This window comes from Streptomyces sp. A 4/2 (assembly GCF_940670765.1).
Classification (GTDB): domain Bacteria; phylum Actinomycetota; class Actinomycetes; order Streptomycetales; family Streptomycetaceae; genus Streptomyces.
Map to the genome: position 1 here is coordinate 20,607 of NZ_CALNVW010000024.1, position 19,212 is coordinate 39,818.

The 19,212-nt window shown below is 70.9% G+C and carries 17 protein-coding genes; 13 read left to right on the forward strand and 4 right to left on the reverse strand.

From position 1 onward, the window contains the following. Positions 1–14 precede the first annotated feature (14 nt). Together NBY69_RS18685 and NBY69_RS18690 are read right to left on the reverse strand one after the other, a co-directional pair. Positions 15–482, reverse strand: coding sequence for a hypothetical protein (locus NBY69_RS18685; protein WP_250302148.1), 468 nt, complete (start codon positions 480–482; stop codon positions 15–17). Between the two features lie 245 nt (positions 483–727). Next, positions 728–2,083, reverse strand: a complete 1,356-nt coding sequence (locus NBY69_RS18690) for a diaminopimelate decarboxylase (RefSeq protein WP_250302149.1) — start codon at positions 2,081–2,083, stop codon at positions 728–730. A gap of 173 nt (positions 2,084–2,256) precedes the next feature. On the opposite strand from NBY69_RS18690, the gene hutU reads away from it, so the two are divergent. From hutU to NBY69_RS18715, 5 genes are all read left to right on the forward strand, one after another. Continuing rightward, positions 2,257–3,993, forward strand: a complete 1,737-nt coding sequence (hutU, locus tag NBY69_RS18695) for a urocanate hydratase (protein WP_250302150.1) — start codon at positions 2,257–2,259, stop codon at positions 3,991–3,993. Between the two features lie 17 nt (positions 3,994–4,010). After that, positions 4,011–5,210 carry an allantoate amidohydrolase gene (locus tag NBY69_RS18700; RefSeq protein ID WP_250302213.1) on the forward strand — a complete coding sequence of 400 codons (1,200 nt, stop codon included), beginning with the start codon at positions 4,011–4,013 and terminating at the stop codon, positions 5,208–5,210. Then, a complete protein-coding gene (locus tag NBY69_RS18705) occupies positions 5,201–6,550 on the forward strand; it encodes a formimidoylglutamate deiminase (RefSeq protein ID WP_250302151.1) in 1,350 nt (449 codons plus the stop codon). Before NBY69_RS18700 ends, NBY69_RS18705 begins: the two co-directional genes overlap by 10 nt. A 74-nt stretch (positions 6,551–6,624) precedes the next feature. After that, positions 6,625–7,800 carry an imidazolonepropionase gene (gene hutI / locus NBY69_RS18710; RefSeq protein ID WP_250302152.1) on the forward strand — a complete coding sequence of 392 codons (1,176 nt, stop codon included), beginning with the start codon at positions 6,625–6,627 and terminating at the stop codon, positions 7,798–7,800. 70 nt (positions 7,801–7,870) lie between these two features. Continuing rightward, positions 7,871–8,422, forward strand: coding sequence for a DinB family protein (locus NBY69_RS18715; RefSeq protein ID WP_250302153.1), 552 nt, complete (start codon positions 7,871–7,873; stop codon positions 8,420–8,422). 148 nt (positions 8,423–8,570) lie between these two features. Here NBY69_RS18715 and NBY69_RS18720 read toward each other — a convergent pair whose 3' ends face one another. Beyond that, complete coding sequence (locus NBY69_RS18720) at positions 8,571–9,464, reverse strand: RNA polymerase sigma factor SigF (protein ID WP_250302154.1); 894 nt, start codon at positions 9,462–9,464, stop codon at positions 8,571–8,573. A 237-nt stretch (positions 9,465–9,701) separates the two neighbouring features. Between NBY69_RS18720 and NBY69_RS18725 the strand changes: the two genes are divergently transcribed. From NBY69_RS18725 to NBY69_RS18750, 6 genes are all read left to right on the forward strand, one after another. Further along, positions 9,702–10,070 carry an STAS domain-containing protein gene (locus tag NBY69_RS18725; RefSeq protein WP_250302155.1) on the forward strand — a complete coding sequence of 123 codons (369 nt, stop codon included), beginning with the start codon at positions 9,702–9,704 and terminating at the stop codon, positions 10,068–10,070. Positions 10,071–10,187: 117 nt separating this feature from the next. Beyond that, a complete protein-coding gene (locus NBY69_RS18730) occupies positions 10,188–10,679 on the forward strand; it encodes an ATP-binding protein (protein ID WP_250302156.1) in 492 nt (163 codons plus the stop codon). 211 nt (positions 10,680–10,890) lie between these two features. After that, entirely contained in the window at positions 10,891–11,607 is a 717-nt protein-coding gene (locus NBY69_RS18735) for a peptidase (RefSeq protein WP_250302157.1), read from the forward strand. A gap of 60 nt (positions 11,608–11,667) precedes the next feature. Further along, positions 11,668–12,681: a DUF916 domain-containing protein gene (locus tag NBY69_RS18740; protein WP_250302158.1), complete on the forward strand. Its 1,014-nt coding sequence runs from the start codon at positions 11,668–11,670 to the stop codon at positions 12,679–12,681. 38 nt (positions 12,682–12,719) lie between these two features. Beyond that, the gene (locus tag NBY69_RS18745; protein WP_374211297.1) at positions 12,720–13,793 is read left to right on the forward strand and encodes a hypothetical protein; all 1,074 of its coding nucleotides are present in this window, start codon (positions 12,720–12,722) and stop codon (positions 13,791–13,793) included. 14 nt (positions 13,794–13,807) lie between these two features. Further along, the gene (locus NBY69_RS18750) at positions 13,808–15,169 is read left to right on the forward strand and encodes a hypothetical protein (RefSeq protein WP_250302159.1); all 1,362 of its coding nucleotides are present in this window, start codon (positions 13,808–13,810) and stop codon (positions 15,167–15,169) included. Positions 15,170–15,261: 92 nt separating this feature from the next. Here NBY69_RS18750 and NBY69_RS18755 read toward each other — a convergent pair whose 3' ends face one another. Then, a complete protein-coding gene (locus NBY69_RS18755) occupies positions 15,262–16,752 on the reverse strand; it encodes a peptide MFS transporter (protein WP_250302160.1) in 1,491 nt (496 codons plus the stop codon). A gap of 462 nt (positions 16,753–17,214) precedes the next feature. Here NBY69_RS18755 and NBY69_RS18760 point away from each other — a divergent pair, with 462 nt between their 5' ends. Both NBY69_RS18760 and NBY69_RS18765 read left to right on the forward strand, forming a co-directional pair. Then, positions 17,215–17,892, forward strand: a complete 678-nt coding sequence (locus NBY69_RS18760) for a response regulator transcription factor (protein WP_250302161.1) — start codon at positions 17,215–17,217, stop codon at positions 17,890–17,892. 36 nt (positions 17,893–17,928) lie between these two features. Beyond that, a complete protein-coding gene (locus tag NBY69_RS18765; protein WP_250302162.1) occupies positions 17,929–19,206 on the forward strand; it encodes an ATP-binding protein in 1,278 nt (425 codons plus the stop codon). Positions 19,207–19,212 lie beyond the last annotated feature (6 nt).

The window sequence follows — 19,212 nt, forward strand, 5'->3', positions numbered from 1 at the left end:
CGGCGCCGGGCCCATCACAGCACCAGTCGTTCGGCGAGGTCCCGCAACCGTAATCGGGCGAGCGCCAGATTGCCCTCGTCGCGGTTCAGCCAGAGATGGAGGAAGACGCTGCTGTCGAAGGTCGTCTCGACGAAGTGGAGGAGGTGGTAGCCGGTGCGGGTGGTGACGATGACGTCCTCCACGGAGAGGCCGCCGTCGTTCCCGTCGCCGCTCTCGTCGCCGCTCTCGTCGCCGCTCTCTCCGCTGCCCGCGGGCGCTGTCGCACCGAAGGCTGTCGCACCGAAGGCCGTCGCGCGGAAGGCGGGGTGCTCGGCGGCCATCCTGGCCAGCTCCGCCGTCTCGGCGGCGGTCGCCTCGTGGTCGTCGTTGGGTGACTGGCCGATGGTGCCGAGCGTCAGCCCGCTGGTCCAGTCGACCACGCCCGCACCGAGGGCACCGGGCAGTCGCATCGCTTCCAGCAGACACTCGTCGATTCCGGGCACGCGGAACTCCCCTCCCGGCGTGGTGCGCACGGTGGCCGTCGTGACCGCGGGGGGCGGCCGTGCGGCAGTAACCGTGAAGTTACGGGGACGGTCCTCCGGCCGGTGGGACTTCTGGCATTTTCCAGCGGAACATGCCCAGCGGGTCTAGAGTCCGCGACCCGGCGGGCGGCAACGGCCGGGACGGGAGCGGAAGGCAGGGCAAGTCCCTTTGGACACACGTGAGTTGCAGTCGTCGACAGCCCGCCTCAGAGCAGCGCGTCCGCGTGCTCGCCGCCCGACTCCGCCACGATCTCCGCCACGCTCTGCGCGTCCCGCACCACGGCGAACCGCACCCCGTCAGCCCCCGCGGTGAACCCGTGGATCCCCGGCCTGGCCAGGCTGTTGTACGCGTAGTGGTGCGCGAAGTAGTACGCCCCCGTGTCCAGCACCGCCGCGTAGTCCCCCGGCTCCAGCAGCGGCAACTCCCGGTTCTCCGCCAGCAGATCACCCGCGAAGCAGGCCGGTCCCGCCACGTCCTGCGCGACCGCGGGCCCGGTCCTGGGGCGCCCCTGCGCGTCGAACGCGGCGATCCGCAGCGGCCAGGACGCCGGCGCGTACACCGTGCGGGTCGCCACCTGGACCCCCGCGTGGGTCACCGCGATGGGCCGCCCGCCGGCGGACTTCGTGTACTCGACGTGGGCCAGGATCGTGCCGTGCCGGGCGAGCAGCGAGCGGCCGAACTCGGTGACCAGGCCGTAGCGGCCGTCCAGCAGTCCGGGCGCGGTCCTCTTGAGGAGGCGGGCGTAGTCGGCGTACGTGGGGGTCTCCTCGTCGGACGAGAAGTTGACCGGGAGGCCGCCGCCGATGTCGATGGTGTCGATCTGCTGCCGGCCGGCCGCGGCGTTGATCTCCTCGGCCAGTTCGTGGACGGTCCGTACCCCCTCCGCCATCAGGGCCAGCGGTACGCCCTGCGAGCCCGTGTGGGTGTGCAGCCGGGTCAGCCACGGGCGGTCCAGGTAGGCGCGTACGACCCACGCGCGGGCGCCCGCGTCGCGCAGCGCCACCCCGAACTTCGACGTCGCGGTGGCCGTCGACAGCGCGCCGATGGAGCCCGCGCCGATCTGCGGGTTGACGCGCACGCCCAGCGGGGACGTGGTCGGGGCCGACCGGACGAGCGCGTCGATGCGGGCCAGTTCCTGCGGGTTGTCGGCGTTGACCGCGATCCCCAGGGCCAGGGCCTCGCGCAGCTCGGCGGGGGTCTTGGCGGGGGAGTCGAGGACGGTGCGGGCGGGGCGTACCCCGGCCGCGCGGGCCAGCGCCAGCTCGCCCGGACTGGCGACCTCCGCGCCGATGCCCTCCGCTCCGAGCAGCCGCAGGACCGGCACGAGCGGGCACGCCTTCACCGCGAAGGCGTGCAGGACGGGTGTCCCCGGCGGGGTGACCTCGTCGAAGGCGGTACGCAGGGCGGCGGCGCCGCCACGGATGCCGGAGACGTCCAGCAGCGCGACGACGGGGTTGTCGGGGCCGACCAGGCCGGCCGCGACCGCGGCCTCGACCGCCTGCTCACGCCGTACGACGGTGCCTGTTTCGAAGGCCGGTCCGGAGCTCGTGTGGGAAGCCATGCGATCCAGCCAATCACCGGCCGGGGGCCGGCGGGAGGCCCAGCGGTATTGACTAACTCTATTCAGCTCATCAAGATGTGAATAGTTCATGCAACAGTGGGAGATCGCAGCGTGAGGCCACGGTGCGGGATCACACTGCGACATCGAGGTCGCGACACCGAGGAGGCAGAACCATGTCAGGACCCCGGCCGGTACGGGCCCCGCGCGGTACGGAGCTGAGTGCCCTGGGATGGCAGCAGGAAGCCGCCCTCCGGATGCTGCAGAACAACCTCGACCCCGAGGTCGCCGAGCACCCCGACAAGCTCGTCGTCTACGGCGGCACCGGCAAGGCCGCCCGCGACTGGCGCTCCTTCGACGCGATGGTGCGTACGCTGCGCACCCTCAAGCAGGACGAGACCATGCTCGTCCAGTCGGGCCGTCCGGTCGGTGTGATGCAGACGCACGAGTGGGCGCCGCGGGTCCTGATCGCCAACTCCAACCTGGTCGGCGACTGGGCCAACTGGGAGGAGTTCCGGCGCCTTGAGTCGCTCGGGCTCACCATGTACGGCCAGATGACGGCCGGTTCCTGGATCTACATCGGGACCCAGGGCATCCTCCAGGGCACGTACGAGACCTTCGCCGCGGTCGCCGCCAAGCGGTTCGACGGCACTCTCGCCGGGACGATCACGCTCACCGCCGGTCTCGGCGGCATGGGCGGCGCCCAGCCGCTCGCCGTGACGATGAACGACGGCGTCGCGATCTGTATCGACGTCGACCCCCGCGCCATCGAGCGCCGGATCGAGCACCGCTACCTGGACGTACGCGCCGACAGCCTGGAGCACGCCCTCCAGCTCGCCGTCGAGGCCCGCGACGCCCGTAAGCCGCTCTCCATCGGCCTCCTCGGCAACGCGGCCGAGCTGCTGCCGCGGATGCTCGCCGAGGGCGCCCCGATCGACATCGTGACGGACCAGACCTCCGCCCACGACCCGCTCGCCTACCTCCCCCTCGGCATCGACTTCGACGACATGGCCGCGTACGCCGCCGAGAAGCCCGCCGACTTCACGGTGCGCGCCCGTGAGTCGATGGCCCGGCACGTCGAGGCCATGGTCGGCTTCATGGACGCGGGCGCCGAGGTCTTCGACTACGGCAACTCCATCCGCGGCGAGGCCCAACTCGCCGGATACAGCCGGGCGTTCGACTTCCCCGGCTTCGTCCCCGCCTACATCCGTCCGCTCTTCTGCGAGGGCAAGGGACCGTTCCGTTGGGCGGCGCTGTCCGGCGAGGCCTCGGACATCCACAAGACCGACAAGGCGCTCCTCGACCTCTTCCCCGAGAACGAGTCGCTGCACCGGTGGATCAAGATGGCCGGTGAGCGCGTCCACTTCCAGGGCCTGCCCGCGCGGATCTGCTGGCTCGGCCAGGGCGAGCGCGACAAGGCCGGGGCGCTCTTCAACGACATGGTCGCCGACGGCACCCTCGCCGCCCCGCTCGTCATCGGCCGCGACCACCTGGACTGCGGCTCGGTCGCCTCCCCGTACCGCGAGACCGAGGCCATGCTCGACGGCTCCGACGCCATCGCCGACTGGCCGCTGCTCAACGCCATGGTCAACGTCGCGTCCGGCGCCTCCTGGGTGTCCATCCACCACGGCGGCGGGGTCGGCATGGGCCGCTCCATCCACGCCGGTCAGGTGTCGGTGGCCGACGGCACGCAGCTCGCGGGCGAGAAGATCCGCCGGGTGCTCACCAACGACCCGGGGATGGGCGTCATCCGGCACGTCGACGCCGGGTACGACATCGCCGAGCGGGTGGCGGACGAGCGCGGGGTCCGCGTCCCGATGCGCGAGGGCGACGACGCGACCGGTGCCACCGCGGGCGCCGGCAGCACCACCGGCACCAACGGTGGCGCGAGCGGCGAGGGCGATCCCCGGTGACCTCCTCGTTCCACGAGATGTGGGCGGAGCTGCTGCCCGTCGGCCGCAGCTCCGCCTCCGGCGGGTACCGGCGGTACGCCTGGACCCCGGCCGACGCCGACTGCCGCGCCTGGTTCAAGGACCAGGCCGAGTCCCGCGGTCTCACGTACGAACTGGACCGCAACGGCAACCAGTGGGCCTGGCTCGGTGACCCGCAGGGCTCCGACGCCGTCGTCACCGGCTCGCACCTGGACTCCGTACCGGACGGGGGCGCCTTCGACGGCCCGCTCGGCGTCGTCTCCTCCTTCGCGGCACTCGACGAACTCCGTCGCAGGGGAGCGGAGTTCAGCAGGCCGCTGGCCATCAGCAACTTCGGCGACGAGGAAGGCGCCCGGTTCGGGCTCGCCTGCGTCGGCTCCCGGCTCAGCGCCGGACAGCTCACCGCCGACAAGGCCCGCCACCTGCGCGACGGCGACGGGATCTCCCTGCCCGAGGCCATGGAACGGGCCGGGTACGACCCGGCCGCCATCGGCCCCGACCCCGAGCGGCTGGCCAGGATCGGCGCGTTCGTCGAGCTCCACGTGGAGCAGGGCAGGGCCCTCGACCTCAGCGGCGACCCGGTCGGCATCGCCTCCGCCATCTGGCCGCACGGCCGCTGGCGGTACGACTTCCACGGCGAGGCCAACCACGCGGGCACCACCCGCCTGGTGGACCGCCGGGACCCGATGCTGACGTACGCCGAGACGGTCCTCGCCGCCCGCCGCGAGGCCGAACTCGCGGGTGCGGTCGCCACGTTCGGCAAGATCGCCGTCGAGCCGAACGGGGTCAACGCCATCCCCTCCCTGGTGCGCGGCTGGCTCGACTCGCGCGCCGCCGACCAGGCCACCCTCGACACCGTCATCGCCGGTATCGAGCAGGCCGCGAAGGAACGCGGCGAGCGCGACGGCGTGGACGTCCGCGTCACCCGGGAGTCCTTCACCCCCGTGGTCGAGTTCGAGCACGCCCTGCGGGACGAGCTCGGCAAGATCCTCGGCGGCGACGGCTCGGACATCCCCGTACTGGGAACGGGCGCGGGACACGACGCCGGAATCCTCTCCGCGTCCGTCCCGACCGCCATGCTGTTCGTACGCAACCCCACGGGCATCTCGCACTCCCCGGCGGAGACCGCCGGCGAGGACGACTGCCTGGCCGGGGTGACCGCACTCGCCGATGTTCTGGAGGGCCTGGCGTGCAGGTGACGTACTGGCTGGAGCATGCCTGGCTCGACACCCATGTCGAGCCGGGCGTCGCCGTGGAGACCGAAGGCGGCAGGATCACGGCCGTCAGCAGAGACGTGCCGCAGCCGCCGCCCGGCGCGACCGCCCTGCGCGGCCTGACCGTCCCGGGCCTGGCGAACGCCCACAGCCACGCCTTCCACCGCGCCCTGCGCTCCACGGCCCAGGTCGGCTCCGGCACCTTCTGGACCTGGCGCGACGTGATGTACGGGGTGGCCTCCCGGCTCACCCCCGACTCGTACCACGCGCTGGCCCGCGCCGTGTACGCCGAGATGGCGCTGGCCGGGATCACCGTCGTCGGTGAGTTCCACTACGTGCACCACGCGCCGGGCGGCAAGCCCTACGACGACCCGAACGCGATGGGCGAGGCCCTGATCGCCGCCGCGGCCGACGCGGGCATCCGCATCACCCTGCTCGACACCGCCTATCTCGCCTCCGGCATGCTCGACAAGCACCGCAGCGCGGCGCCCGAGAAGCACCAGCGGCGCTTCTCCGACGGCACCGCCCAGCAGTGGGCCGAGCGCGCCTCCCTGCTCAAGGACCGGGACCACGCCCGGATCGGCGCGGCCGTGCACTCCGTGCGCGCGGTGCCCGCCGACCAGCTCGCCACCGTGGCCCAGTGGGCCGAGGCGCGCACCGCCCCGCTCCATGTGCACCTCTCCGAGCAGACCGCGGAGAACGAAGCCTGCCTGGCGGCCCACGGCTGCACACCCACCCGGCTGCTCGCCGACCACGGTGTACTGGGCCCGCGCACCACCGGCATCCACAACACCCACCTCACCAGCGAGGACATCGCCCTCCTCGGCTCGACGGCGACCGGTACCTGTATGTGCCCCACGACCGAACGGGATCTCGCCGACGGCATCGGCCCGGCGGTCCAGCTCCAGCGCGCGGGCAGCCCGCTCTCCCTCGGCAGCGACAGCCATGCCGTGATCGACATCCTCGAAGAGGCACGCGCCCTGGAGCTCGACGAGCGGCTGCGGTCCCGCACCCGCGGCCACTGGACGGCCGCCGCCCTGCTGCGCACCGCCACCGCGGGCGGCCACCAGGCCCTCGGCTGGTCCGAGGCGGGCATCATCGAGCCGGGCGCCCTCGCCGACCTCACGACGATCGCCCTCGACACCGTCAGGACAGCGGGACCGGTGCCACGCCTGGGAGCGGAGACCGCCGTATTCGCCGCCTCCGCGGCGGACGTACGCCATACGGTCGTGGGCGGCCGTCATGTCGTACGCGACGGGGTCCACGCCCTGGTACCCGACGTCCCGCAGTCGCTGGCCGACGCCATCGGGGCCCTGCACCCCTGATTCCGGCCCCGGCGCCGTTCCCGCTTCCGCCCCCGTCTCCGTTCCTGTTCCCGTTTCCGTAGGAGCACACCGCGATGCCGAGCACCACGGCCATCACCCACATCAGCAGCCTGGTCACCAACAACCCCTCCCTCGGTGACGGATCCCCGCTCGGTCTGATCCAGGACGCGGCGCTCGTCATCGACGGTGACCGCATCGCCTGGGTCGGTGAATCCAGCAAAGCACCCGCCACTGACAATGCGGTCGACGCGGGCGGCCGGGCGGTCCTCCCCGGGTTCGTGGACTCCCACTCGCACCTGGTGTTCGCCGGCGACCGCACGGCCGAGTTCAACGCGCGCATGTCGGGCCGCAGTTACTCGGCGGGCGGCATCCGCACGACGGTCGCGGCCACCCGCGCGGCCACCGACGAGCAGCTCTCGGCGAACGTACGGACGTACCTGGGCGAGGCGCTGCGCCAGGGCACCACCACGCTGGAGACCAAGTCCGGCTACGGCCTGACCGTCGCCGACGAGGCCCGCGCCCTGCGCATCGCGGCCGAGCACACCGACGAAGTCACCTACCTGGGCGCCCACATCGTCCCGCCGGACCACGCCGACGACCCCGCCGGTTACGTGGACCTGGTCACCGGTGACATGCTCGAAGCCTGTGCCCCGCACGCCCGTTGGATCGACGTCTTCTGCGAGCAGGGAGCCTTCGACGCCGACCAGGCCCGCACGATCCTCACCGCGGGCCGCGCCAAGGGCCTCCTTCCGCGCATCCACGCCAACCAGCTCAGCTACGGTCCCGGTGTGCGGCTGGCCGTGGAGCTGGACGCGGCGTCGGCCGACCACTGCACGCATCTCACCGACGACGACGTGACGGCCCTTGCCGACGGCAACACCGTCGCCACGTTGCTGCCCGGCGCGGAGTTCTCCACCCGCGCCGAGTGGCCCGACGCCCGCCGCCTCATCGACGCGGGCGTGACGGTGGCGCTCTCCACCGACTGCAACCCGGGCTCGTCGTTCACCTCCTCCGTGCCGTTCTGCATCGCCCTGGCCGTACGGGACATGGGCATGACCCCGGACGAGGCGCTCTGGTCGGCCACCGCGGGCGGCGCACAGGCCCTGCGCCGTACGGACATCGGCCGTCTCGACCCGGGGGCGCGGGCGGACCTGACGCTGCTCGACGCCCCGTCCCACGTCCACCTCGCCTACCGGCCCGGCGTCCCGCTGGTCTCGGGCGTGTGGCAGCGCGGGGTCCGGGTGGTCTGAGACCGACCGGCACCCGGGGGGTCCGGAAAAGCTCTGGCGGGCCCGGTGCCCAGGGCCGAGCATGGCGGGCATGACTGGACCCCTCAGACGTGCCGACATGTTCATCGACACCGCCGACGACCCCCGGGAGGACGGGCCCACCCTGGGCGGTGAGCTGGCCACACTCGTCGAATTCCTGCGCTGCCAGCGGCTGACGCTGGAGTTGAAGTGCTCCGGGCTCGACGCCGAAGCCCTGGCCCGGCGTGCTGTGGAGCCCTCCACGATGTCGCTGCTCGGGCTGGTGCGGCACATGGCCGACGTGGAGCGGCGGTGGTTCCGGGTGCGGATGGCCGGGCTCGACGCGCCGCCGTACTACCGCACCGACGCGGACCCCGACGGGGACTTCGACGGCGCGGTGGCCGATCCGGCGGTGGTCGCCGACGCCTGGGACACCTGGCGGGACGAGACGGCGTTCGCCGATCGGTTCGTGGCCCGGGCGCCCGGCCTCGACGTCATCGGGGACACCGGCAACGGCCCCATCTCGCTGCGGGAGTTGCTCGTCCACATGGTGGAGGAGTACGCGCGGCACAACGGCCACGCCGATCTGCTGCGCGAGCGGATCGACGGCAGGATCGGCCAGTAACCGGCCTTCCCCGACACAGAGGAGCCGGTCCCGACGCGGACGAGCCGTCTCCTACACGGAGGAGCAGTCTCCCTACGTGGAAGAGCCGGTCCCGACGAGCGGGACCGGCTCTTCCACCGAGGAGCCCCGGGCTCCTCGCGGCGGTGCGTCACTGCTCCAGGGTCAGCCCCTTGCGCAGCTTCACCAGCGTGCGCGACAGCAGCCGCGACACATGCATCTGTGAGATCCCCAGTTCCTCGCCGATCTCCGACTGCGTCATGTTGGCGACGAACCGCAGCGAGAGGATCTGCCGGTCGCGCGAGGGCAGTCCGGCGATGAGGGGCTTGAGCGACTCGATGTACTCGACGCCTTCGAGGTCGTGGTCCTCGTACCCGATCCGGTCCGCCAGCGCGCCCTCGGACTCGTCCTCCTCGGGCTGGGCGTCGAGAGAACTGGCGGTGTACGCGTTGCTCGCCGCCATCCCTTCGACGACCTCTTCCCTGGTGAGGTCGAGGCGCGCGGCGAGTTCCGCCACGGTCGGGGCGCGGTCCAGCTTCTGTGCGAGTTCGTCGCCCGCCTTGGCGAGGTCGAGACGGAGCTCCTGGAGGCGGCGCGGTACCCGGACCGACCAGGAGGTGTCGCGGAAGAAGCGCTTGATCTCGCCGATGATGGTCGGCATGGCGAAGGTCGGGAACTCGACGCCCCTGCTGAGCTCGAACCGGTCGATCGCCTTGATCAGGCCGATGGTGCCGACCTGGATGATGTCCTCCATCGGTTCGCTGCGGGAGCGGAAGCGGGAGGCGGCGAACTTGACCAGAGCCAGGTTCAGTTCGACGAGTGTGTTGCGTACGTACGCGTAATCGTGTGTTCCCTCTTCGAGGGATTCGAGACGCGCGAAGAGCGTCTTCGACAGGGCCCTGGCATCCAGCGGGCCCACCTCGTCGTACGGCGGAATCTCGGGAAGATCCTCGATTCCGGACTCGATCCGGTTGGGCTGGGTAGTCTGAAATTTCGACGGATCACTGTGGGATTCGTCGAGCCGGGGTGACATGGCGTCCTCCATGGTTCTCGGCATATGGCTGCCGATGCCTGCGTGTCAGCGGTGTAGCGGCGCCTCCAAAGCCGGCCGTGTTCGAATGCTGTCGCTCCTACCCCTATCGGCTAGTGAGGGACCAGCGCAAGTATCGAATGTCCGTATTGTGATAGTTCGTTGGCGTTGTTCGGGTACCGGACGGCGCGCGGAGGGCGTAGTCTTTCTCGCACGTCAACGACATCTCCAACACGGTGAAGAGGGACGGACATGGACCGCGGGACGGTCGGCAGCGCGAACCGGGGCCGGCTTCAGGTCGGAGTCCGGTCCGAAGGCCGGAGCGAAGTCGTGACCCCGGCGGGTGAGCTGGATCACCACACCGCCGAATTGCTGAGCGAGCCGCTGGACAGGGCTCTGGAGCGGGGTCGGTCCCGGCTGGTCATCGACTGCTCGGAGCTGGAATTCTGCGACTCCACCGGCCTGAACGTGCTGCTGGGGGCCCGCCTCAAGGCGGAGGCCGCCGGGGGCGGGGTTCATCTGGCGGGGATGCAGCCGGTGGTGGCCAGAGTGTTCGAGATCACAGGCGCCGAGGCGGTCTTCACCGTGCACGATTGCCTGGAAGACGCACTGCGCGACTGATCCGCACACTCTGTCGAAAGAAAATGAGTGTTGTCACCATTCGGCAGGGCAGGAGTCCCTGCGCAATCCCTGTAACGCTGACTTTTTGAACTGGTGAATCGGTGAGGTGAAGCGCTGATGAGCACCACCCGGCAGCAGCCGCCGGGGGACCTCGGCCCCGAGCGCGACAGCGCCGGACCAGCCTCGACCGTGTCCGCCGACGGCCGCATCCGCACGCTCTCCTTGCAGAGCGCCAGCGGCATCGTTCCGCTGGCGCGCGATTTCACGCGGCAGGCGCTGTACGACTGGGCCTGGCTGCCCGCGGCGAGCGCCGACCGGCGTGCCGCGGCGGAGGACGTCCTGCTGGTCGTGTCCGAGCTGGTCACCAACGCGTGTCTGCATGCCGAGGGCCCCGAGGAGCTGCGCGTCTCGTACGGGCCGAAGGTGCTCCGCCTGGAGGTCAGCGACCGCGGCGCGGGCCAGCCCGCGCCGCGCAGCCCGCACCGGGCGGGCCGCCCCGGCGGGCACGGCATGTTCATCGTCGAGCGGCTCTGTCTGGACTGGGGAGTCGTCCGTACGCCGGGCAGGCCCGGCAAGATGGTCTGGGCGGAGCTGGCCGCGCCCGCCTGAGGGCGGAACGGCCCGCACGGCAGTCCGTACGACCGGCGCACGGGAGCGCCTGAGCTCCCGGTGTCCGCCCCTGTTGTCCCGCATCCCCCAGAGCGCACCGATCCGGTGCGCTCTTTGTCTTCCCTCGGCAAGGCCCCGGGCGTACCTTGAGCGCCCAATCTGATGTGTCGTCAGTAACTTAGCGGCGGCATCCGGCATAAGGGGACACGAGGTGTCGTACCAGAAGCGGACAGCGTTTGCGCTGGCGGCGGCGGTCGCGGGCTCGGTGGTGCTGATGACCGCACCGGCGGCCCACGCCGACGTCGTGGACGTCAACTACCAGTGCAAGACGCCGATCGGGAACAAAGGAGCCGTCTCGCCCATCGACATCAAGGGCGTCAAGAGCGGCAGCGGCTACACCCTCAGCATGTCCTTCCAGAAGGGCGTCTCCTCCAGCCCGGTGGAGCTGGGCAAGGGTGCCATGAAGCCCAACGCGCTCATCCAGCTGGGTGGGGCGGAGAGCGGCACGGTCGCGGTCGCGGGACCGGCCAACGACGCGGCCATTCCCGCCAACACCCCCATCAAGATCAGCACTCTGACGGGCACGTACACGCCCAAGAAGAGCGGCAAGGTCACCTTCACCGCCTCGACGCTCACCATCAAGGCGCTCGGGACGACGACCACCTGCACCCCGTCCAACAGTCCCAAGCCTTCCCTGGAACTGACGGTCGCGGGCTCGGGCGGCGGCGCGAGCGGCGGTACCGGCGGGAGCAGCAGTTCCGGCGGCAGCAGTACGAGCGGTGGCACCTCCCAGAGCGCGTCGGGCGGCGACCTGCCGAAGACCGGACCGCTGGACTCCACGATGGCGCTCGGCACGCTCGGCGGGACCGTCCTGCTGACCGGCGCCGCGGGTGTCCTCTGGCTGACCCGGCGGGGCCGGCCGGCCTGAGGTCCGGTGTCCGCGTGTCCTCGCCTGTCCTCGCGTAAGCCGGTACCCGGGAGTCGTTTCATGCCGACGCGCATCGTCCGTTCCGCCGCGCTCACAGCCGCCGTGCTGCTGTGCTCGGCCCTGTCCGCACTCGTACCCGCCCACGCGGCGGGTCCCGCCGCGGGCGATCGCGCCTGGACGGCGGCTCCCGCGTCCGGCGGCGGGAGCAGGCCCGGCGAGGACGGCCGCCCGTACTTCTACCTGGAGGGCGCGGCGGGAACGGTACTGGAGGACACCCTGACGCTGACCAACCCGGGCACGAAACCGGTGTCGGTACGGCTGCGCGGGGCCGAGGCGTACAACACGGCGTCCGGTGCCTTCGCGATCCGCGGTACGGACGACTCGTGGATCACCCCGGCCGTCCGTACGGTGAAACTCCCGGCGCGCACCCGGGCCGACGTCCCGTTCAGCGTCACCGTCCCCGCCACGGCCGCACCGGGCGATCACCCGGCCGCGATCGTGGCGTCGGCGGGCGGGCGCCAGGCCGGGGTACGGGTGCAACTGCGGGTCAGCGGGCCCACGCTGTCGGCGCTGACCGTCGAGGACGTCGGCGTCGACAAGGGCCGCGGGCTCATCCGCTACACCGTGGTGAACCGCGGCAACACCGCCCTCACCCCGAAGCTCGAAGTCCGCGCCGACGGCCTGTTCGGCCGTGTACTGCACCGGGCCCCGCACGCGCTGCCGATGGAAGTGCTGCCCGGCCAGCGTGTGCGGCTCACGGAGAAGTGGCCGCACCCACCGGCGCTGGACTCGGTACGGGTCCGGGTGACGCTGACGGCGGGAGGCGGCGCCCACGGCACCGGAACGGCCTCGGCGGTGTTCGTCCCCTGGGCGTGGGTGGCCGGTCTCGCGGCCGTCGTCGCACTGGGCGCCGGGGCGTGGTTCGTACGCCGGAGACGGCCTGCGGAACCGGAACGGGCGCCTGCCGCCGGGTCGGACAGCGGCGACGGAGTCGTTGGAGCCGACGGAGCTGACGGAAATGACGAAACGCACGTGAAGAACAGCGAACCGGCTACGGCGGGAGCGGCAACGTGAAGATCAAACCCGTCCGGTCCCCGAGGGCTCCCCAGCCCCTGCGGACCCTGCGGAACCTGGGAGTCTGGGGGGCGGCCCTGACGCTGCTCCCCGCCCTGGTCCTCCTCCCGGCCACCGGCGCCGTCGCGGACGGTGGTCCGGGCGCCACCCTCTCCCAGCAACAGGCGGGCAAGGGCGGCGACATCACCGTCAAGGGCACGGGCTGGCGCCCGCACGCCCTGCTGATGATGCTGATCTGCGGTCAGTCCGCGCCCGGCCGCGGCGTGATCGGCGGTACCAACGCCTGCGCCAACGCCGACGGCCGCGCGGTGACCACCGACGCCAAGGGCACCTTCGACAAGAAGCTGCCGGTCGCCGAGCCGCCCAAGCCCTGCCCCTGCGTGGTGCACATCGCGACGGTGACCGGTGAACCGGCCGCCGCCGACGTGGTGTTCAAGGTGGCGGGCCATCCGGTGGCGCCCCTCCCCGAGGCCCCGGCGGGCGGGCGGCTCGCGGTGCTGTCCGCCGCCCGGCTCGAAGGGTCGAGCGGGATCCTCACCTGGTTCGGTGCACCGCCCAGCCGGCAGATCGTCTTCACGGTGGGCAATCTCGGTTCGACACCGGTCAAGGACCCCCTCTTCTCGCTCGGCACCTCGCACGGGGTGTTCGCGCCCCAGTGGGAGGACCGGCAGTGGCACGGCACGATCGCGCCCGGCAAGAAGGCGCAGATCAAGCTGGACACCGAACTGTCGGCAGGAGCACACGGCGACTACCAGATCGCGGTCAGGTACAGCGGCAAGGTGCTGATCGAGCAGCCGTGGGGGGTGGGGCGTCCCTGGGGCGTCACGTTCTTCTGGCTGCTGCTGTGCGTGGTCGTGCCGGCCGCGGTGTTCCGCATCGGCATGGCGGTGGTCGACAAGGTCCGGCCGCGGACCGGGCGCGGCCCTGGCGCCGGGCGCCACCGGACCGGGCTGCTGCCCGAACTCACCGTGAAAATACCCGCGTTCCGCAGGCCCGAGCAGGCGCCGAAGGCACCCGCCGACGGGCCGGAACCCCAGACCGCCACGGTTCTTCCGTGGTTCACCCCGGACACCGCACCGTCTGAGAACCATCCGACGAAGGGACATTCGTGACCAGACAACGGAGGATGAGCGCGGCGGGATTCGCGCTGATGCTCGGCGGCGCGGGAATCGTGCTGGCCGCGGGCCCCGCCCAGGCCGCAGACATCTCGTACAAGACCGAGTGCATACCCCCGGCGATCTCCGGCCTGCCGCCCATCGAGGGCACGACCAAAGTGGAGATCACGGCGCCCGCGACGGCAAAAGTGGGCGACGAGGTCGACGTGGTGTGGAAGACGGTCTCCGCCGCCTCCAACAATCCGAACATCCTCGACCTGGCCGCCGACACGGTCCAGCCCACGGGCACGGTCAAGGTGGCCGGGGCGCAGACCGCCGACCTGTCCATGCAGGGGCCCCGGACCAATCCGCCGATCGCCAAGGGCAGCCCGATGCTCTTGTCCGACATGACCGGCAAGCTGAAGCTGACCACGGCCGGTGATGTCACGCTGACCGCGGACCAGTACAACATCAACGTCAGCAAGCCGATCTCCACGGACACCAAGTGCACGCCGAAGGAGACCGTCCCGAAGTCGGTCACCATCAAGGTGACGGACGGCGGCGGGGGGACGACGACGGGCGGTACCACCACGGGCGGTACGACCACGGGTGGCACCACCACCGGCGGTACGACCACCGGTGGTACGGACACGGGCGGGACGACCACCGGCGGTACCACCACAGGGGGCACGACCACCGGCGGGACGTCCACGGGTGGCACGACGACCGGCGGTACCGGCGGGGGCGCGACCGACTTCCCCGGCAAGCAGGTCGATGTCGCCTACACCTGCAAGACCCCCATCGGTGACAAGAAGGCCACCTCCCCGGTGAAGATCAGCGCCAAGAAGGACGGCGGCTCCTACGGCCTCACGGTGAACTTCGCCAAGTCCGTGATGGACAGCCCGGTCGACATCCCCGCGGGCGCGGTCGTTCCCTCGATGGAGGTCAAACTGGGCGGCTCCGACAAGGGCACCGTCCATGTCGTGGGCCCGGCCAACAAGGAGGGCTTCAAGCAGGGCGCACCGATCGCGATCCCTGACCTGACCGGTACGTACAAGCCGGGCGCCAACGGCAAGTCGACGCTCAGCCCCGGCGTGCTCACGGTCAAGGCGCTCGGTACGACCACCACCTGCACCCCGCCGGCGAACGTCGGCGTCTCGCTGGAGCTCGACACCTCGGCCCAGCCGGGCGGAGCCTCCGGCGGTACGTCGACCGGCGGCACCACCGCGGGCGGCACCGGCGGGAGCACCAGCAGCAGCGGTGGACTCGCCGAGACCGGCGCGAGCGACAACGGCAGCCTGCGGGCGCTCGGCCTGGTGGCCGGGACCGCGATCCTGCTGGGCGGCGCGGTGTTCACCTTCACCCCGTGGCGGAGGCTCCGCGGCACCCGCTGACCCGGGCACGCCACGTACCCCGCTACAGGCGAGGGCCCGGCCGCACCGGATCAACCGGTGCGGCCGGGCCCTCGCCCGTGTTCAGGACGGCGTCAGCGGACGTCGCCCATGAGTTCCTTCACCTTGCCGCGGTACATCCAGACCGCGAAGGCCGCGACCACCGCCATCGCGGCTTCGAGGCCGACCATGCCCGACTTGTCGAGGTTGACGCCGGCCAGGGACATCAGGCTGGTGAAGCAGTCGCCCGCCGTGACGGCGAGGAACCACACGCCCATCATCTGGCTGGCGTACTTCGCCGGGGCCATCTTCGTGGTGACGGAGAGCCCGACCGGGGAGAGGCAGAGCTCACCGACGGTCTGGATGAAGTAGATCGCCACCAGCCACATCGGGCTGACCCTCGACCCGTCGGTGGTCGACATCAGCGGCAGCATGAAGACGAAGAACGACACCCCGATCAGGAACAGACCCGACGCGAACTTGACGACGGTGCTCGGCTCCTTGCCCCTCCGGTTGAGCGCCAGCCAGATCCAGGCGACGACCGGGGCCAGCGCCATGATGAAGACCGGGTTCACCGACTGGTACCAGGACGTCGGGAAGTGGAAGCCGAACAGGGTGTTCGTGGTGGAGGAGTCGCCGAAGAGCGACAGCGTGGAGCCGCCCTGGTCGTAGATCATCCAGAAGACGGCAGCGGCCACGAAGAACCAGATGTACCCGGACATCTTCTTCTGCTCCAGGCCGGACAGGTCCTTGTCGCGCTTGATGCGCACCAGGACACCGATCGGGATGAGCAGGCCGAGCACGGTGATCGGGTAGAGCGCCCACTTCTCCGTGAAGAGACCGCCGAAGACGACGATGCCGTAGAACACCGCGGCGACGATCAGGCAGATCAGGCCCTTGGTCAGGGTGGCGTTGCGCTCCTGGACCGACAGCGGCTTCGGGACGACGCTGCTGCGCGCGCTCAGGTGGCGGGTGCCGACGAGGAACTGGACGAGTCCCAGCGCCATGCCGACGGCCGCCAGGGCGAAGCCGAAGTGCCAGTTGACGTTCTCGCCCACGGTGCCGATGACCAGCGGCGCGAAGAAGGCGCCGAGGTTGATGCCCATGTAGAAGACGGTGAAGCCACCGTCCCGGCGGGGGTCGTCCGGACCCTTGTAGAGATGGCCGACCATCGTGGAGATGTTGGCCTTCAGCAGTCCCGAGCCGAACGCGACGAGGGCGAGGCCCGCGAAGAACGCGCCGGTGCTGGGCAGGGCGAGCGTCAGATGCCCGACCATGATCACCGAGGCCGCGATCGTGACCGTTTTACGGGGGCCCCAGACCCGGTCGCCGAACCAGCCGCCGGGCATCGCGAGCAGGTAGACCATCGCCAGGTAGATCGAGTAGATCGCCGTGGCGGTGGCCACGCTCAGGTGCGGACCGCTGTTGGAGACGAGGTACAGGGGGAGCAGGGCCCTCATGCCGTAGAAGCTGAAACGCTCCCACATCTCGGTCATGAAGAGTGTTGCCAGGCCGCGGGGGTGGCCGAAGAAGGTCTTCTCCGCACCGGGGGCGCCGGTCGGGTCCTTCGTCAGGCTTGACGCCATGGTCGTTCCTTGCTTTTCGGGACGCGCCGCAGTCGGTGGTGCGCCCGGTGGGGGGAGGCCGGCACCGGTATGGCTCGTTCCCGCGCCCACGTCCGGGGGCCGGCCGGAATGGATCCGTGCCGAAGGGGAAGACCACACCGGGATCCACGCCCCGCGTGCTGTGTCGCACGCGGAGCCCGGCCGCTAGGTCAGTCACTTTGTACCCGGCCGACAGAGTCGACCGGGTACAGAAAAGGGGCCTTTGCCGCTCTATAGCGGGTCAAAGAGCCCCGAATACTGTTACAGACGTATCGCAACCATAAAGAGCAAGCTGGGGCATATGGAAGGACTTGAGAGATGGATCACAGGTGGATACGGAAACCAGCCAGCCAATTCAAAGGAAATGCTCGACATTAATTCTGTATCCGAAGGGCTTGTCGATCGCCTCACGAGCAGTACCTGTCGCGGACTACCATCACCCTCATGACCCGTGTACTGCTCGCCGAGGACGACGCATCCATCTCGGAGCCACTGGCCCGCGCACTGCGTCGGGAGGGCTACGAGGTCGAGGTGCGGGAGGACGGACCCACCGCGCTCGACGCCGGCCTCCAGGGAGGTGTCGACCTGGTCGTGCTGGACCTGGGTCTGCCCGGAATGGACGGCCTGGAGGTGGCCAGGCGGCTGCGCGCCGAGGGCCACACCGTGCCGATCCTGGTGCTCACCGCCCGCGCCGACGAGGTCGACACGGTGGTCGGCCTGGACGCCGGTGCCGACGACTACGTCACCAAACCCTTCCGCCTCGCCGAACTGCTGGCCCGCGTACGGGCCCTGCTGCGGCGCGGCGCCACCGAGACCACCCCCCAGCCCGCCACCCACGGGGTGCGCATCGATGTCGAGTCGCACCGCGCCTGGATGGGGGACGAGGAACTCCAGCTCACGGCCAAGGAGTTCGACCTGCTGCGGGTCCTGGTCCGGGACGCGGGCCGGGTCGTCACCCGGGACCAGCTGATGCGTGAGGTCTGGGACACCACCTGGTGGTCGTCCACCAAGACGCTCGACATGCACATCTCCTGGCTGCGCAAGAAGCTCGGCGACGACGCGGCGAACCCGCGCTACATCGCCACCGTGCGCGGCGTCGGCTTCCGCTTCGAGAAGAGCTGATCCCTTCCGGGGAGCTCCGGCTGCGAGACTGACGGCATGCGCCGCCGACTCATCAACTCCACGCTCGCCGTCGTGCTCGTCGTGATCGCCGTCTTCGGTGTCTCGCTCGTCATCGTCGAGACGCGCACCATCAACAGCAGTGCCCAGGAGAGCGTGGACTCGGAGGCGCTGCGGCTGGCGAGCATCGTCGAGAGCCGGCTGGTCGGCGACGAACGGGTCACCCAGGCGATCCTGCGGGACCAGGTCGCCGTCGACCGCTACGCCGTGATCACCATCCCCGGCAAGCAGACCATCCGGCTCGGCACCGAGCCGCAGGGCGGCGTCATCCGCGGGAAGGCCACCGGCGGCCACGGCGAGCACGTCACCGTCGAGGAACCGGCCTCCACCGTCACCCGCGAGGTCGGCCGCACCCTGCTCATCATCGGCGCGGTGGCGCTGCTCGCGATCGTCTCGGCGGTACTCCTCGCCGTACGCCAGGCCAACAAGCTGGCCTCCCCGCTCACCGATCTCGCCGAGACCGCCGAGCGCCTCGGCTCCGGCGACCCGCGCCCCCGGCACAAGCGGTACGCGGTGCCCGAGCTGGACCGGGTCGCGGACGTGCTGGACTCGTCGGCCGAGCGGATCACCAGGATGCTCACCGCGGAACGGCGGCTGGCCGCCGACGCCTCGCACCAGCTCCGTACGCCACTGACCGCGCTCTCCATGCGCCTGGAGGAGATCACCCTCACCGACGACCTGGACACGGTGAAGGAGGAGGCGACCATCGCACTGACCCAGGTCGAGCGGCTGACGGACGTGGTGGAGCGGCTGCTGACCAACTCCCGTGACCCGCGCACCGGTTCTGCCGTCACCTTCGATCTCGACGACGTGGTGAAGCAGCAGCTCCAGGAGTGGCGTCCGGCGTACCGCAGCGCCGGGCGGGCGATCGTGCAGTCGGGCAAGCGCGGGTTGCAGGCCATCGGCACCCCGGGCGCGGTGGCCCAGGTGATGGCCGCACTGATCGAGAACTCGCTGATGCACGGCGGCGGGACCGTGGCGGTCCGCACCCGGGTCACCGGCACCCAGACGGTTGTCGAGGTGACGGACGAGGGGCCCGGCGTACCGCCCGACCTCGGGGCGCGGATCTTCGAGCGGACCATCAGCGGACGCAATTCCACCGGCATCGGGCTGGCCGTGGCGCGTGACCTTGCGGAGGCGGACGGCGGACGGCTGGAAATGCTCCAGCAGCACCCGCCGGTCTTCGCGCTCTTCCTCAGCCGGGTCTCCAAGAACCCGCCGCCGCCCGCGGAGAACCCCGAGCCGACGATCAGGTGAGGCGGC

Coding starts and splice junctions, on each gene's coding strand:
- NBY69_RS18725 (WP_250302155.1), top strand. CDS start 9,702: ATGGACCGCGGGACGGTCGGCAGCGCGAACCGGGGCCGGCTTCAGGTC.
- NBY69_RS18700 (WP_250302213.1), top strand. CDS start 4,011: ATGTGGGCGGAGCTGCTGCCCGTCGGCCGCAGCTCCGCCTCCGGCGGG.
- NBY69_RS18720 (WP_250302154.1), bottom strand. CDS start 9,464: ATGGAGGACGCCATGTCACCCCGGCTCGACGAATCCCACAGTGATCCG.
- hutI (WP_250302152.1), top strand. CDS start 6,625: ATGCCGAGCACCACGGCCATCACCCACATCAGCAGCCTGGTCACCAAC.
- NBY69_RS18765 (WP_250302162.1), top strand. CDS start 17,929: ATGCGCCGCCGACTCATCAACTCCACGCTCGCCGTCGTGCTCGTCGTG.
- NBY69_RS18690 (WP_250302149.1), bottom strand. CDS start 2,083: ATGGCTTCCCACACGAGCTCCGGACCGGCCTTCGAAACAGGCACCGTC.
- NBY69_RS18760 (WP_250302161.1), top strand. CDS start 17,215: ATGACCCGTGTACTGCTCGCCGAGGACGACGCATCCATCTCGGAGCCA.
- NBY69_RS18715 (WP_250302153.1), top strand. CDS start 7,871: ATGACTGGACCCCTCAGACGTGCCGACATGTTCATCGACACCGCCGAC.
- NBY69_RS18730 (WP_250302156.1), top strand. CDS start 10,188: ATGAGCACCACCCGGCAGCAGCCGCCGGGGGACCTCGGCCCCGAGCGC.
- NBY69_RS18750 (WP_250302159.1), top strand. CDS start 13,808: ATGAGCGCGGCGGGATTCGCGCTGATGCTCGGCGGCGCGGGAATCGTG.
- NBY69_RS18740 (WP_250302158.1), top strand. CDS start 11,668: ATGCCGACGCGCATCGTCCGTTCCGCCGCGCTCACAGCCGCCGTGCTG.
- NBY69_RS18755 (WP_250302160.1), bottom strand. CDS start 16,752: ATGGCGTCAAGCCTGACGAAGGACCCGACCGGCGCCCCCGGTGCGGAG.
- hutU (WP_250302150.1), top strand. CDS start 2,257: ATGTCAGGACCCCGGCCGGTACGGGCCCCGCGCGGTACGGAGCTGAGT.